The sequence below is a fragment of the Corynebacterium sp. ES2715-CONJ3 genome, from assembly GCF_024814365.1.
Classification (GTDB): Bacteria; Actinomycetota; Actinomycetes; order Mycobacteriales; family Mycobacteriaceae; genus Corynebacterium.
Genome location: NZ_JANUXS010000004.1, coordinates 1 through 13371, shown reverse-complemented (window position 1 = coordinate 13371; position 13371 = coordinate 1). Strand labels below are relative to the sequence as shown.

Here is a 13371-nt window from a genome sequence, read left to right as displayed (position 1 = left end):
CCAATTAAGGTAGGGTCTATGACCCACAACGAAAACCTCGTACACCGTGTCCATACAGAAGCCGATCACTCGGCGCTGAAAGACCTCATTGAAGAAGTCTATGCCCACGATCATATTGCCCCCATCTCGGAGGGGTATATGCGCATTCTTGAGGGTAAAGCGCCCGGTGACTTGGAAGAAATTCGGGTGGACGATCAGCGCGCCGGGCTAGTGATCACCGATGAGGAGGGGGTCGCCGAGTTTTTCGTCGCACCTGTCTTTCGCAACCGAGGTGTGGGGCAACAGATCGCTAGAGATATACACGAAATGTGGGCTCATGGAGATCTAGCCCCCGCCCAGAAGATCGCAGCGCGACTTAATTTGAACAAAACCAGAGAGCTGCTGGTGATGGAAATCGATGGCGAAAATTTGGCTGGCGCGGTTTCCTTTAAGCTTGAGCACGGACTTCGCTTTGAGCATATGCAGCCCAATGATCCCCACGGTGACTTAGAATTCCTACGCGTTAATAATGAGGCCTTTGACTGGCACCCCGAACAGGGTGGATGGGATCAGACCCGCCTCGATTCCGCGCGATCGGCGGCGTGGTTTCGGTACGAAGACGTATTGCTGCTCAAAAAGGGGAGCGAGCTCATCGGCTTCCACTGGCTCAAGCGCCACGGCAACCTCGATGAGGGTGCTCCGGGAGAAATTTATGTGGTAGGCCTCGCCACCGCTGGGCGCGGGCGTGGCCTCGGTGGGCCACTAGTCGCAGCGGGTCTGCAGCACCTCGTGTCCCAGGGAGCCCAACGAGTGATCCTTTATGTTGAAAGTGATAATGAGCCCGCGGTCCGGCGCTACCGGGAAATGGGCTTTGAGATTATCGAACGTCACGTAGTCTATCGCCAGACCGAGGGGAGGACTAAAGCCTTAACTTAACCGCCAGAGTGCATAATATCTGCGCCCTCGGGTACTGATTCGTCCTCGGGATCATCGAGCCAGCCTTCAGGGAGCACCACCTTCGCCGGTGATCCCTGGCGCCCCCGTGGCCCCTCCGAGTCGAGGGCTCGTGCAGGAGAATCCGCGAAGGGTTTGAGAGCGCTATGCAACTCCGCCAGCGTACTAATGCGCGACAGTTCTGCGCGAGCCTCGCCGCCCACCGGAAAGCCTCGGAAATACCAGCCCATATGTTTGCGCAGGTCACGGCACCCCTTTGTTTCTCCGTCGTGGGCTATGAGTAATTCTGCATGGCGGGTAATGATCTCGGTTACCTCGCCGAGAGTAGGGCTGAGTGGGATGGGCTTATTATTTAAAGCGGCCGATAATTCGGCGAAGAGCCAGGGGCGTCCGAGGCAGCCACGGCCCACCACCACGCCGTCACAGCCCGTTTGCTCCATCATGGCCTGCGCGTCATGAGCCTTAAAGATATCACCGTTACCTAAGACAGGAATTTCGGGAAGCGATTCTTTTAGTCTGGCGATCTCATCCCAGTGAGCATGGCCCGAATAGCGTTCCGCTGCTGTGCGGGCATGTAAAGCCACGGCTTGAGCGCCCTCAGAGTAGGCAATGCGTCCTGCGTCGATATGGGTGTGGTGCTCATCATCGATGCCGATCCGGAATTTCACCGTCACGGGAATATCGGTTCCTTCGACTCCTTTAACCGCAGCCGCGACGATATTACCAAAGAGTCGCCGCTTATAGGGGAGGGCAGATCCACCACCGCGCCTGGTCACTTTGGGGACCGGACAGCCGAAATTCATATCAATATGGTCGGCGAGGTTTTCATCGGCGATCATTCGTGCCGCACGGTAGGTGTCGTGTGGATCGGTGGTGTACAGCTGCATGGAGCGGGGGCTCTCATCGGGTCCGAAGGTGGTCATATGGAGCGTTTTTTCGTTACGCTCAACGAGTGCGCGTGCGGTGATCATCTCGCATATATACAGCCCAGCTACGGTTCCAGTGCGAGCTAGCTCCTGTTCGCGGCACAGGGTGCGAAAGGCTATATTGGTTACCCCCGCCATGGGTGCGAGGATAACGGGAGAATTGAGCGTAATGGATCCGATTGAGAGAGTCACAGCAGCTATCTTGTCATAAACGCTTCAGGCTTAACCACCGTTGGGGGTTGGGGGGCGGGTTTCGCGAATTGCTCTCCATTTAGGGGTAAAGTAGGACGGGTAACTGGCGTCACCTTTATTGAAAAATGTTGCATTTAGCGTGAAGGGGTGCCACCTATTTTATCCCCCGTGCTCATGATGGGTATGGGGGTACACAGGAGGATTGTAATGAACGAACGTATTGCTAATGCCAAGTTGGCTAGCAAGGTCATGACAGCTGATGAGGCTGCACAATTCGTGAACCACGGCGACCACGTGGGCATCTCCGGATTCACTGGTGCCGGCTACCCTAAGGCTCTCCCTGGTGCCATTGCCCGTCGCGCGAAAGAAGCCCACGAGCGCGGCGATGAATTCATGATTGATCTCTTCACAGGCGCATCCACCGCCGACGATTGCGACGGTGTTCTGGCCGAGGCCAATGCCCTGCGATTCCGCACCCCTTACCAATCCGATCCCATCTTGCGCAGCAAGATTAACGACGGCACCACCCTTTATGCAGACTATCATCTCTCCGAGTCTGGAATGTATGTTGAGCAGGGCTTCTTTGGGCCCATGGATGTGGCCATCGTCGAAGCCGTACGCATCACCGAGGAAGGACATATCGTCCCATCCTCGTCGGTGGGTAATAATGTTGAATACCTCGATAATGCTGCCCGCATTATCATTGAGGTGAACTCCTGGCAGTCCCTCGAACTCGAGGGTATGGCCGATATCTACCGCATCAACAAATTGCCGAACCGCCAGCCTATCCCTATTACCGAGGCTGGTCAGCGCGTTGGTACCACCTATATCGATATCGACCTCGATAAGGTGGTCGCGGTTGTAGAGACTAACCACGCAGATCGCAATGCTCCGTTCAAGCCCATCGATGATCAATCGCGTCAGATTGCCGGCCACTTTTTGGACTTCCTCGAGGGCGAGGTAGCGGCTGGTCGACTCAGCTATGACGGCTATATCATGCAGTCGGGTGTGGGTAATGTGCCGAATGCCGTGATGGCAGGCCTGCTCGATTCCAAGTTTGAAAATATTCAGGCCTACACCGAGGTGATCCAGGACGGCATGGTCGATCTTATCGACGCCGGCAAGATGACGATCGCCTCCGCTACTTCCTTCTCGCTGTCGCCAGAATATGCGCACAAGATGAATGAGCAAGCGTCGAACTACGCGAAGAACCTCATCCTGCGCCCGCAGCAGATTTCCAACCACCCTGAAGTTGTGCGCCGTCTTGGCCTCATCGCCACCAATGGTTTAATCGAAGCCGATATCTACGGCAATGTTAACTCCACCAACGTGGCCGGATCTCGCATCATGAACGGTGTTGGCGGATCCGCAGACTTCACCCGCAATGCCTTTATTTCCTCCTTTATCACCCCATCGGATGCCAAGGGTGGGGCTATTTCGGCAATCGTGCCATTTGTTTCGCACGTGGACCACACCGAGCAAGATGTGAAGGTTCTCATCACCGAATATGGCTACGCTGATCTGAGAGGTCTAGCCCCAACCGAGCGGGCGCGCAAGGTTATTGCCATTGCGCACCCGGATTATCGTCCGCTGCTCGAGGAATACTACGAGCGTGCTCTACGCGTGGCTAAGGAGCGCAAGACCATGCAAACCCCGCATGATCTCAAGACTGCTCTATCCTTCCACGAGCGTTTCATTGAAACCGGCACTATGCGCAAATAATTCCTATAAAAACGCCCCTTCCCAATTGCGTGGGGAAGGGGCTTTCTTATAGCTTAAGCAGCGGTTTCTTTTAATTGAAGTGATGCGTTATAATATTCGAGTCGCTAGGGTTGCCTAGTGCTTTGGGCCTTTAGCTCAGCTGGTAGAGCTACGGACTTTTAATCCGCAGGTCCCGGGTTCGAGCCCCGGAGGGCCCACAAAATATCCAGCTACCATATGGTAGCTGGATATTTTATTTTCACGCTTGCGGCATTTTTTGGACAGTTCCAGTTACGTTGCGCGAATCCCTTCGACGGGCCATAGATCAGCAGTATATGCGGAGCCCGAGTGGTGCGTCACGGTATCCATGATCGCCAATAACACTAGATCAAAACTAAAACTAAGTGCTCCACTCCGTAGAAGGAGAGGAGCACTTAGTTATGTTTCGTTCGAGCCAGGAACTCAGTAGTGGATAGTGTCTACTTTGCGAGACCAGGTTTTAGGATGCCTTTACCCTTGGGCGTACCAGGCTTCATGGGCTTTTCAGGAGCCGGGGCGGGTTCTGGCACCTGGAAGAGACTTTGGAAGAAATTGATGATCGCTGGAATATTGATAAGCAGAATGATCGCACTGATAATTCCGATCACGAGGCCCACGATTTCTCCGGTTGAGCTTCCGGTCGGATCCGTGGGAGGATCTACTGGGTCGTCGCCAATGACGGTGACGTTGATTACTTTCACTACGGAGGATCCGTCTTTGAACGTCACCTTTACAGTGCGGGTTACCTGGTCGGGCTTGCTGGTATCAGCTTCGCTGATAACTTCGACAGTCGCTCCATCGGGGACGTTTAGGAGGCCCTCAGCTGGATCGAATACGTGGCCGACATTTACAGTTAAGTCTTCGGTGTCAACATCCATGATAGGTATGATGTCGAGGGCCTTGACTCGCAAAGCAACTTTTGTATTTTGGCACACTGCGGTGGCATCGTCGCCTGATTGGATGAAGGTACTTGGCTCTGGAGTCACCGGATCGAAGATGTAGAACTCGTTCTCGAAGCCCGTAGGAGCAGTGTCAGGGATGGGAACCGGTGTGCCATCGGCTTTTTCGTCAGTTTCGGAAGAATTGAGAGTTTCTTCAACGATGGACCCTGCAATCATATTTTTCGTTGCTAGGACGGTGGGGCTCGTTTCAGACTCGTAGTACTCTACAGTCACTTTGGGGGCCCAGACGTGCTTCTTGCCATCAGTATTCTCGGTACTGACCTCATACCAGTAGGAGTCAGCCGAGCAGTTCATGCCTAAACCGTCGGTCGTGCTTCCTGTTGAGACGAACTCTGTGAGCTCCTGGCCTTTAGAATTTCTAGCTCTCAGGCCTGCAGGTAAACGATTATTTCCACCGTCGATGATGGTGTCTATAGCGTTGTTGATGTTGCCGGCGTTGTCAGAAGCATCACTGGAAAATCCTGGAACACTCACCAATGAGTCACCTGAAATGTTGAGGGATGAGTTACCTGACTTTTTATCATCCTCGCCGAAAGAGCCACCAATAACAGTGCTGTTCGAGATGTTATAGAGTGCATCTTGAAATTGGAAGTCTTGATAAGAGCGCTTGAGTCTGCCCTTAGGTAGCAAAGTGCTCTTCACTGAGCTATCTGTGATGTTGACAGTACTATTAGCTGTGTTTATAGATACGAAAGGTTTCGAAAATATCCAAAATCCTGCGGACTTAGCATTCTCAAGGGTGGTTAGCTCCACATCGGACCGCTCGAAATTTAGGGATACGTTGCAGTCGGTCGGCGAACTGCACCCATTATACACCGAAAGGTTGTAGTCTTTCGCTGTGTCAGAAACGAGCACAGAATCCCTGAAAGTGACAGGAACTGTGCTCTGAAGGGCTGCTCGCTCAGCGGAATCTGGGTTGGTGTGGGCCAGCGTGACATTGGAATCTTCGAAGTGAACAGAATTTCCGCTGAATGAGGTGAATATCATGGCGCCCTCTCTTGCAGCGGAACCTGGAGCAATGTCTAACGTGGTTCCTTGCATGACCAGGCTGCCTTGCATAAATTGCCCATCGACTCCATATCCGGATGTAGGGCCGATATTAATACTGGAGTCGTCCCTGCCGTCCCCGACAAACGTGACGATGTCTCCTGGCGAGTTTTTGATTTGAATTCCGTAGCCGGATCCTGAAGATAAGTTGACCACGCCGTTGTTGGTGAAAGTAGAGCTTTTTTGGAAGGTGAGTCCTGTACCCGATGCGAGATTGAAGTTCAGAGTGACTCCATCCTCGACCTCAAGATCGACCGCGCGGTTAATTACGATGCCCTGGGTGAAGTTGGCATCCTCAACGAACTTAACAAGATCGTAATCGGGGTTGCCAATAGCGGCTTGTATGTCAGCTACCGTGCTTTGGGCGGTTACCTCAAATGTTTGGCCCGTAGCTGCGGCTACAGGAATGTTCGCCATCACGAGGCTAGTGCCGACCAGCAGCGACACTAGTTTAGTTCGTTTACTCATGACAGTTACCTTAACCGTTAAGAGGTCGATGCGCAGAGTTTGAAGAATCTTTGTCGCCTTAATTAGGCATTTTGGGGGGTAAAAGTTTGACTGCGCGCAACGCGGAATCGGGATGGTGACGGAAAGTTGCGCTAGTGAGAGATGGGGATCGGGCGGTTCCGCCTATATCCTGGGGGAATTGTATGACACGACTAATGTGGAGTTGTAAGGGCTACTCTGAGATCCAACGAGATCCACGTGTGGCCGCATACGTAACGATATGGAATCCAAGACCTCAAGACAAGTATCTCGACGAGCTATCCGAACCCGCCGATGTGGAGGGAGCAATCCAGGTTGTAGAGGAAGGGTTTGTGGCGCGTGAAAATCGTAGTCTTCCGATTTAAGTGCTATGAGAAGAGGTGGGTGAGTGGTAGTAGGGCTTCCCAGTTTGGGCTGCGATCATTGTGTTGCTCTTGTCGGCAGGGGTAGTTTGAGTGAGATCAACGCCAGGCAAGCAACGCGATAAAACGCTATTTGGCGTGCGAGTTTGCACTGCCGTAACAATATCGTTTAAGCTGTTGGAGCTGGCAACAGCGAATCGGCTTTATGTCGAATCAGTTTCTAGCTATGCTCCCATCGTCTAGGGGCCTAGGACACCGCCCTTTCACGGCGGCGACACGGGTTCGAATCCCGTTGGGAGTACCAGAGCATATTTTATCAACCTAGGATTGCTCTACGGCCCTGTGGCGCAGTTGGTTAGCGCGCCGCCCTGTCACGGCGGAGGTCGCGGGTTCGAGTCCCGTCAGGGTCGCAGCACAAAAAAGAGAACACTCATTGAGTGTTCTCTTTTTTGTGCTCGGTTGCCCTCAGATTGAAGGTCTCATAAGCCCTTGAAGTTCAATGCCAGCGATGGACGAGCCGCTATTGGCATTAAGGAACGTAGAACCTTATTAGCTGGAGCACTGGAATTCCGAAACCATGGTGTAGCAGTTACGCAAGTCTAGGTATCGCAGGATGATTAAGACTATACTGCTGAAAAAGGGTTGTGTAGTGCTGATTTGTTGCTTATCAAAGACCCCTGTAAAGTACTTAGTCGTTGCACAGACAGTCTCCACGCTGTTTGGGCAACGTCATATATTTGGCCCTGTGGCGCAGTTGGTTAGCGCGCCGCCCTGTCACGGCGGAGGTCGCGGGTTCGAGTCCCGTCAGGGTCGCTCTCATAGAAATATGAGGAGTGGCGCGGTAGCTCAGTCGGTAGAGCGTCCGCCTGAAAAGTGGAAGGTCACCAGTTCGATCCTGGTCCGTGCCACCATGAGATCCCCGAGTGCAAAAGCGCTCGGGGATCATTTTGGTTAGTATAGGCGTATGGCTAATAATACAAACCTCACCGTTGTTCACGACTCTCAGAATTCTTCGTATCACCTCATGGAGGGCACGACGCTCATCGGTCTGGCTGATTACCGGCAGATCGCCGAGCGGAGAAATTTCCACCATACGGAGATTTTCCCTGACTTCCAAGGGCGCGGTCTGTCTCAGGTGCTGATCAAGGGTGCACTGGATGATTCGATCGCCCAAGGTTTCACCGTTAGGCCGAGCTGCTCTGCGGTTGCCCATTTTGTTTCCAAGAATCGGGAAACCTACGCTGATCACGTGAATTAGTGACAATGGTCGTTCGGCTACGAGCTGAACGACCACCTTTAAATCACAAAATTGCCGCCTTTAACATAAGTGTCTGGGTCGACGAGTTTTATGCACTCCTCATCGCGACGAGCCCGTGCTACCGCTGGGATTCCCACGGCAATATGCTTAGCTGGCACGTCCTTAGTTACCACCGCGTTGGCGCCAATCGCCGAACCTTCTCCGATCGTGATAGGTCCGAGAACCTTCGCCCCAGCGCCGATCGTGACATTATCTTCGATTGTGGGATGGCGTTTGGTCTGAGTGAGTACCTGCCCTCCGAGAGTTACGCCGTGATAGAGCATGACGCCCTCTCCGATTTCTGTGGTTTCACCGATTACGACACCCATGCCGTGATCGATGAAAAATCGACGGCCGATAGTCGCTCCTGGATGAATCTCGACCCCGGTTGCGAACCGGGTTAGCTGCGCCAAGACGCGAGCAGGACCCTTGATGTCTCGCACCCACAGCCAGTGCGCAATCCGATGCGACCAGATGGCGTGGAGTCCCGAATAAACTAGGGCGTTTTCGATATCGCCTCGGGTTGCAGGATCATGTTCGCGCGCATTGCGAAGATCCTCTCGAACCCGGGATATGAGCGTAATTAGCATAGTAAATAAGAGCCTAGCAGTGCCCGCGATAAGATGATATAAAAAGCCCCACGTGTAGACCGTGGGGCGGGGGCGACGGATCGTTATTAGTCGCGGATATCGTCGTAGAGGACGGTGGAGACATAACGCTCACCGAAGTCGCATATAATAGTCACAATGGTCTTGTCGCGATTTTCCTCGCGCGCGGCTAGTTCGAGGGCGGCTTTCACGTTTGCGCCTGCGGAGATTCCGCCGAGTATTCCTTCCTTAGCACTGAGCTCGCGGGAGGCGGCGATAGCGTCTTCATTGCTGACTGTTAGGACGTCATCGTAGATTTTCTGATTGAGAATCTCCGGGATGAAGTTGGCGCCCAATCCCTGAATTTTGTGGGGGCCGGCTTTACCAGTAGACAGCAGGGGCGAAGCAGCAGGTTCGACCGCGTATATTTGAATGTCCGGCTTATGCTTGCGCAGAGTTTCGCCCGCGCCTGTAACGGTACCGCCAGTACCGACGCCGGCCACAAAAATATCGACGTTGCCATCGGTGTCGCGCCAAATCTCCTCGCCAGTAGTGCGGCGGTGAACCTCAGGGTTGGCGGCGTTGGCGAACTGGCGGGCTAGTATCGTCCCCTCACGTTCCTTAACGATTTCGTTGGCCTTATCTACCGCCCCTTGCATGCCAGCAGCACCAGGAGTGAGGATGATCTCGGCGCCGTAGGCGCGAAGGAGAACGCGGCGTTCGTTAGACATTGTTTCTGGCATTGTGAGCACGACATTATAGCCGCGAGCCGCGCCAACCATGGCGAGTGCTATACCAGTATTACCCGACGTTGCCTCAACGATTGTGCCCCCTGGCTTCAGGGCACCGTCTTTTTCCGCAGCGTCGATAATAGCCTTGCCGATTCGATCCTTAACAGAATGTGCAGGCCCGAAAAATTCGAGCTTGACGAGGACGTTACCTGGCAGATCTTTATCCAATCGGTTTAGTCGTACAAGTGGTGTGTCACCGATGGTGTCGAGAATTGAGTTCAGAATTTTAGCCATTGCGTGCTAGTCCTTAAATTTCGGTTGTACTGTTATCTAAATTTTTAAAAGAACGACGTCTTCATAGGGCTCCACTATAGCAAATCAATAGACCGCTGTGTCTACCGTATACTTTCGATCATCTAGTAAATTAGACAGCTACCAGTGTAGAGATTAATTCATTGAACGCGATTGTCAACGCTGATATTGCTGATTCATGCCAGGAGAAGGTTGTGGCGGTAGTTATTGCATTCGATAAATACGCTTAGTTTAGACAGTTATGAAATCTGCTAAGGCATTTATTTTCATTGGGAGAATGTGCAAATTATCTCAATAATCAGAACTGCTATCGTTAAATAAAAGTAAAAATGTCCGTTTTTTAGGAGAAACTTAAACAAAATCTACCCCCGTTCCCTTCCGACTGTTATCAAGGGAATTGACGCGGCAAAGAGGGCATAGTGAGTTCTGGGCGGGGGTGGGTAAATCTGGATTAAATTCTCAGTTCTCAGCCATTTTGCTCGTGAGTGTCAAGTAATACAGCCGAATATATGACAAAAACTAATGATATTTAGGCTTAAAGAAAACTTAGAAAAAGGCACCCATTAAGGGGCGAATGGACACAGTTAGGCGGCAATCTCTACCCCCATTTTGTGAATTTTCTCCGCGCATCGGAAAATTTCGGACATGCGGGTGCCTTTACCTCACCCCCACCACATTGGTATAATTTCGCTGGACTTCTTTCCAGTCTTCGAAGAAAAGCGGCTCTAACCCGCGCGCTGCGGGGGTGGTTGGATGTCCATATCTATGGCCGATCCCGGCGGTACAGTGAGCGGTTCGTTTTTACCCCCGACCGCTTGGGCGTTCGAGAACGGTTAATAGATCAGCTAAGGAAAAATTCCTTATCTCTCAAGAAAGACCGGAGGTTAGCAGTGGATACCCAGCGACTGAAAGACGATGAAGATGCCGTTCGTTCGGCACTTGCCTCGCTGAAGACTGCAACTGGCATTCCCGTTACAATGTTTGCGGCGCTTACGCCGGACAATCGACTTCAAATCACTCAGTGGGTTGGTCTGCGAACGCCTGCGCTTCAGAATCTCGTCATTGAGCCTGGTGTTGGAGTGGGCGGTCGGGTCTTGACCACAAAGCGTCCGGTTGGAGTTTCGGACTACACGCGTGCGACGGTCATTTCCCACGAGCTTGATGCCCTTATCTACGACGAAGGCCTGCATTCTGTGGTGGCAGTACCAGTCATTGTTAACCGTGAGGTACGCGGCGTGCTCTATGTCGGTGTGCATTCACCGGTGCGACTGGGCGATAAGGTCATCGAAGAGGTGACAATGACAGCTCGCTGCCTCGAGCAAGAATTTGCTATTAATACATCCTCAAGGCGCGCTGAGGGATTGCGTGGAGGCGCTACCAAGGGACGCATGATGAATGGTGCGGAGTGGGAGCAAATCCGTGCGACCCATTCGAAATTACGAATGCTCGCTAACCGTCTAGACGATGAGACTCTACGGGCCGAATTAGAGGAATTATGCGATCAAATGGTTGCTCCCGTGCGAGTGAAGCAAACGACGAAACTGTCTGCGCGTGAAATAGACGTACTCTCGTGCGTGGCCTTAGGGCATACAAATGTTGAGGCCGCTGAGGAAATGGGTATTGGTGCCGAAACGGTCAAGAGCTATCTGCGTTCTGTTATGCGCAAACTCGGTGCACACACCCGCTATGAGGCCGTCAACGCGGCTCGGCGCATCGGTGCTCTACCTTAAAGCAAGACACAATGAAGCCACCCCGAAAAGGATTTGGGGTGGCATTTTTTGTTATGCGCCCTCGCGCTTGCCGCCAGGGACCCACTTCACGTCGCCGTCGGGATTGGCCAATCGGCACAAGATGAACAGCAAATCTGAGAGCCTATTGAGGTATTTCGCGGGCATGACGGATGTGGTGTCAGGATAGGCCTCCACCGCCTCCCATGCAGAGCGCTCAGCTCGTCGGCATACAGTTCGTGCGATATGCATAAGTGCTGCCTGCTGAGTTCCTCCCGGCAGAATAAAAGAATCTAAGGGTGCAAGCAATTCGTTGAAGTGATCGCAATCAGCCTCTAAACGGCTGATATAGTCGGGCGTTATTCGCAAAGGCTCGTAGCCTAAATCCTCCTTTATAGGTGTAGCCAGATCAGCGCCAGCGTCGAAAAGCTCATTCTGAATACGTCTGACTATGTCCAGAATCTTCTCGTCGAGGGAGGCGAGCGCCACCACATGACCTAGGTGTGCGTTGAGTTCGTCGCACTCGGCATAGGCCACCAATCGCGGATCATTTTTTGGTACCCGCGAGAAGTCTGACAGACCAGTCGTACCGTCATCGCCGGTGCGGGTATATATTTTTGTCAAGTGAACAGCCATATCTCCACAGTACCCGCAAATTAAGTATGCTTAGGCCTTGTGAGCGATCGATTTTTGGTAAAAGGTGGCGCAACTCTCCGTGGATCAGTGAGCGTCAGCGGTGCGAAGAACAGCGTACTCAAACTTATGGCGGCAGCATTGCTCGCTGAGGGGACCACCGTGCTTAGAAATTGCCCTGAAATCCTCGATGTTCCCCTCATGGGCGAGGTTCTCGAGGGGCTGGGCTGCACCCTCAGTATTGACGGCTCCACGGTGAGTATCACTACTCCCGCTACACTGTCGTCCGAGGCCGACTTCGACGCGGTGCGACATTTTCGCGCGTCAGTATGCGTCCTGGGTCCTCTCACCGCCAGGTGTGGTCGCGCCGTAGTGGCACTACCTGGAGGGGATGCCATTGGATCGCGACCTCTGGATATGCATCAGTCTGGGCTGGAAAAGATGGGCGCACGAACCTTTATCAAACACGGTGCTGTAGTCGCCGAAGCTGGTGGTCTGCACGGAGCTGATATCCGCCTGGATTTCCCCTCCGTGGGTGCGACTGAAAATATCCTGACTGCGGCCGTCTTAGCCAAAGGCACGACGATATTGCATAACGCTGCCCGCGAGCCCGAAATTGTCGACTTATGCCGCATGTTAAGTGAAATGGGTGCGGATATTACCGGAGAAGGTACCTCAACCATCACCATTACTGGGGTCGAGCGGCTGCAGCCTGCTGACCATATCGTTATTGGCGACCGCATAGTGGCAGGAACCTGGGCGTACGCAGCAGCCATGACTCAAGGCGATATCACTGTAGAAGGCATTGATCCCAAAAATCTTCACCTTGCCTTGGAAAAGTTGAAAGGTGCGGGAGCTGTGGTCGAATCCTATGAACACGGCTTTAGAGTGACCATGAACCGCCGACCCAGCGCAGTTGATTATCAGACTCTCCCTTTTCCTGGGTTCCCCACCGACCTTCAGCCCATGGCAATTGGTTTATCTACCGTCGCTGATGGAACGAGCGTCATTACCGAGAATATCTTCGAATCGCGTTTCCGTTTTGTCGACGAATTACTGCGCCTGGGTGCAGATGCCACAGTAGATGGCCACCATGTGGTTCTGCGCGGAGTAAAGCAACTAAGTTCAACGACTGTGTGGTCTTCGGATATCCGTGCTGGCGCTGGCCTTGTCCTAGCTGCGTTGTGTGCCGAGGGAACGACGGAGGTTCGCGACGTGCACCATATTGATCGTGGTTACCCTCAGTTTGTAGAGAACCTCCAAAGGCTGGGAGCTGAAATACAACGCGTAGGTGACTAGCATTTACCCGTTGTGTGCTGGGGATTTGTGTGTTTGGTGTGGGGTGTGTAGTTTTATGTGGGTCGTTGCGGCCAGGGTTGGTCGTGGTGGTGCATGAGCTTGGTGCGATTTGACGCTGTGTGGTGTTAGGTTGTATG

At 52.9% G+C, this 13371-nt stretch carries 10 protein-coding genes and 5 tRNA genes; 10 read left to right on the top strand and 5 right to left on the bottom strand.

Annotation, left to right across the window (positions count from 1 at the left end; translation table 11 throughout):
• Positions 1-18 precede the first annotated feature (18 nt).
• Positions 19-915: a mycothiol synthase gene (mshD, locus tag NXT00_RS05650; protein ID WP_259158385.1), complete on the top strand. Its 897-nt coding sequence runs from the start codon at positions 19-21 to the stop codon at positions 913-915.
• On the opposite strand, the gene dusB is transcribed toward mshD, so the two are convergent.
• Entirely contained in the window at positions 912-2051 is a 1140-nt protein-coding gene (gene dusB, locus NXT00_RS05645) for a tRNA dihydrouridine synthase DusB (protein WP_259158384.1), read from the bottom strand. The genes mshD and dusB overlap by 4 nt on opposite strands.
• Before the next feature lie 207 nt (positions 2052-2258).
• On the opposite strand from dusB, the gene NXT00_RS05640 reads away from it, so the two are divergent.
• Together NXT00_RS05640 and NXT00_RS05635 are read left to right on the top strand one after the other, a co-directional pair.
• Entirely contained in the window at positions 2259-3773 is a 1515-nt protein-coding gene (locus NXT00_RS05640) for an acetyl-CoA hydrolase/transferase family protein (RefSeq protein WP_259158382.1), read from the top strand.
• A 124-nt stretch (positions 3774-3897) separates the two neighbouring features.
• Positions 3898-3970 (top strand) — tRNA-Lys (locus NXT00_RS05635).
• Positions 3971-4231: 261 nt separating this feature from the next.
• Here the strand turns inward: NXT00_RS05635 and NXT00_RS05630 are convergent.
• On the bottom strand, positions 4232-6268 hold the full coding sequence (locus NXT00_RS05630; protein ID WP_259158381.1) for a Rib/alpha-like domain-containing protein: 2037 nt from the start codon (positions 6266-6268) through the stop codon (positions 4232-4234).
• Positions 6269-6876: 608 nt separating this feature from the next.
• Here NXT00_RS05630 and NXT00_RS05625 point away from each other — a divergent pair.
• The 5 genes from NXT00_RS05625 to NXT00_RS05605 all read left to right on the top strand — a co-directional run bounded on the left by NXT00_RS05625 (position 6877) and on the right by NXT00_RS05605 (position 7906).
• Positions 6877-6952 (top strand) — tRNA-Glu (locus tag NXT00_RS05625).
• Positions 6953-6984: 32 nt separating this feature from the next.
• Positions 6985-7058, top strand: a tRNA-Asp gene (locus tag NXT00_RS05620).
• 329 nt (positions 7059-7387) lie between these two features.
• Positions 7388-7461: transfer RNA gene (locus NXT00_RS05615), tRNA-Asp, on the top strand.
• 22 nt (positions 7462-7483) lie between these two features.
• Positions 7484-7559 (top strand) — tRNA-Phe (locus NXT00_RS05610).
• Positions 7560-7612: 53 nt separating this feature from the next.
• On the top strand, positions 7613-7906 hold the full coding sequence (locus NXT00_RS05605; protein ID WP_259158379.1) for a GNAT family N-acetyltransferase: 294 nt from the start codon (positions 7613-7615) through the stop codon (positions 7904-7906).
• A gap of 38 nt (positions 7907-7944) precedes the next feature.
• Here the strand turns inward: NXT00_RS05605 and epsC are convergent, their stop codons facing one another.
• Both epsC and cysK read right to left on the bottom strand, forming a co-directional pair.
• Entirely contained in the window at positions 7945-8535 is a 591-nt protein-coding gene (epsC, locus tag NXT00_RS05600) for a serine O-acetyltransferase EpsC (protein ID WP_259078972.1), read from the bottom strand.
• 86 nt (positions 8536-8621) lie between these two features.
• Entirely contained in the window at positions 8622-9557 is a 936-nt protein-coding gene (gene cysK / locus NXT00_RS05595; RefSeq protein WP_259158378.1) for a cysteine synthase A, read from the bottom strand.
• Between the two features lie 908 nt (positions 9558-10465).
• Between cysK and ramA the strand changes: the two genes are divergently transcribed.
• Entirely contained in the window at positions 10466-11305 is an 840-nt protein-coding gene (gene ramA / locus NXT00_RS05590; RefSeq protein ID WP_259078983.1) for an acetate metabolism transcriptional regulator RamA, read from the top strand.
• Between the two features lie 51 nt (positions 11306-11356).
• Here ramA and NXT00_RS05585 read toward each other — a convergent pair whose 3' ends face one another.
• Positions 11357-11938, bottom strand: a complete 582-nt coding sequence (locus NXT00_RS05585; RefSeq protein ID WP_259158377.1) for a cob(I)yrinic acid a,c-diamide adenosyltransferase — start codon at positions 11936-11938, stop codon at positions 11357-11359.
• A 39-nt stretch (positions 11939-11977) separates the two neighbouring features.
• Here NXT00_RS05585 and murA point away from each other — a divergent pair, with 39 nt between their 5' ends.
• Positions 11978-13234 carry a UDP-N-acetylglucosamine 1-carboxyvinyltransferase gene (gene murA, locus NXT00_RS05580; protein WP_259078989.1) on the top strand — a complete coding sequence of 419 codons (1257 nt, stop codon included), beginning with the start codon at positions 11978-11980 and terminating at the stop codon, positions 13232-13234.
• Positions 13235-13371: the final 137 nt, after the last annotated feature.

What these genes read in the sequence shown, in the direction of transcription:
- epsC (WP_259078972.1), bottom strand. Translation starts at nt 8,535, where the DNA reads ATGCTAATTACGCTCATATCCCGGGTTCGAGAGGATCTTCGCAATGCG.
- NXT00_RS05585 (WP_259158377.1), bottom strand. Translation starts at nt 11,938, where the DNA reads ATGGCTGTTCACTTGACAAAAATATATACCCGCACCGGCGATGACGGT.
- NXT00_RS05605 (WP_259158379.1), top strand. Translation starts at nt 7,613, where the DNA reads ATGGCTAATAATACAAACCTCACCGTTGTTCACGACTCTCAGAATTCT.
- NXT00_RS05640 (WP_259158382.1), top strand. Translation starts at nt 2,259, where the DNA reads ATGAACGAACGTATTGCTAATGCCAAGTTGGCTAGCAAGGTCATGACA.
- NXT00_RS05630 (WP_259158381.1), bottom strand. Translation starts at nt 6,268, where the DNA reads ATGAGTAAACGAACTAAACTAGTGTCGCTGCTGGTCGGCACTAGCCTC.
- cysK (WP_259158378.1), bottom strand. Translation starts at nt 9,557, where the DNA reads ATGGCTAAAATTCTGAACTCAATTCTCGACACCATCGGTGACACACCA.
- mshD (WP_259158385.1), top strand. Translation starts at nt 19, where the DNA reads ATGACCCACAACGAAAACCTCGTACACCGTGTCCATACAGAAGCCGAT.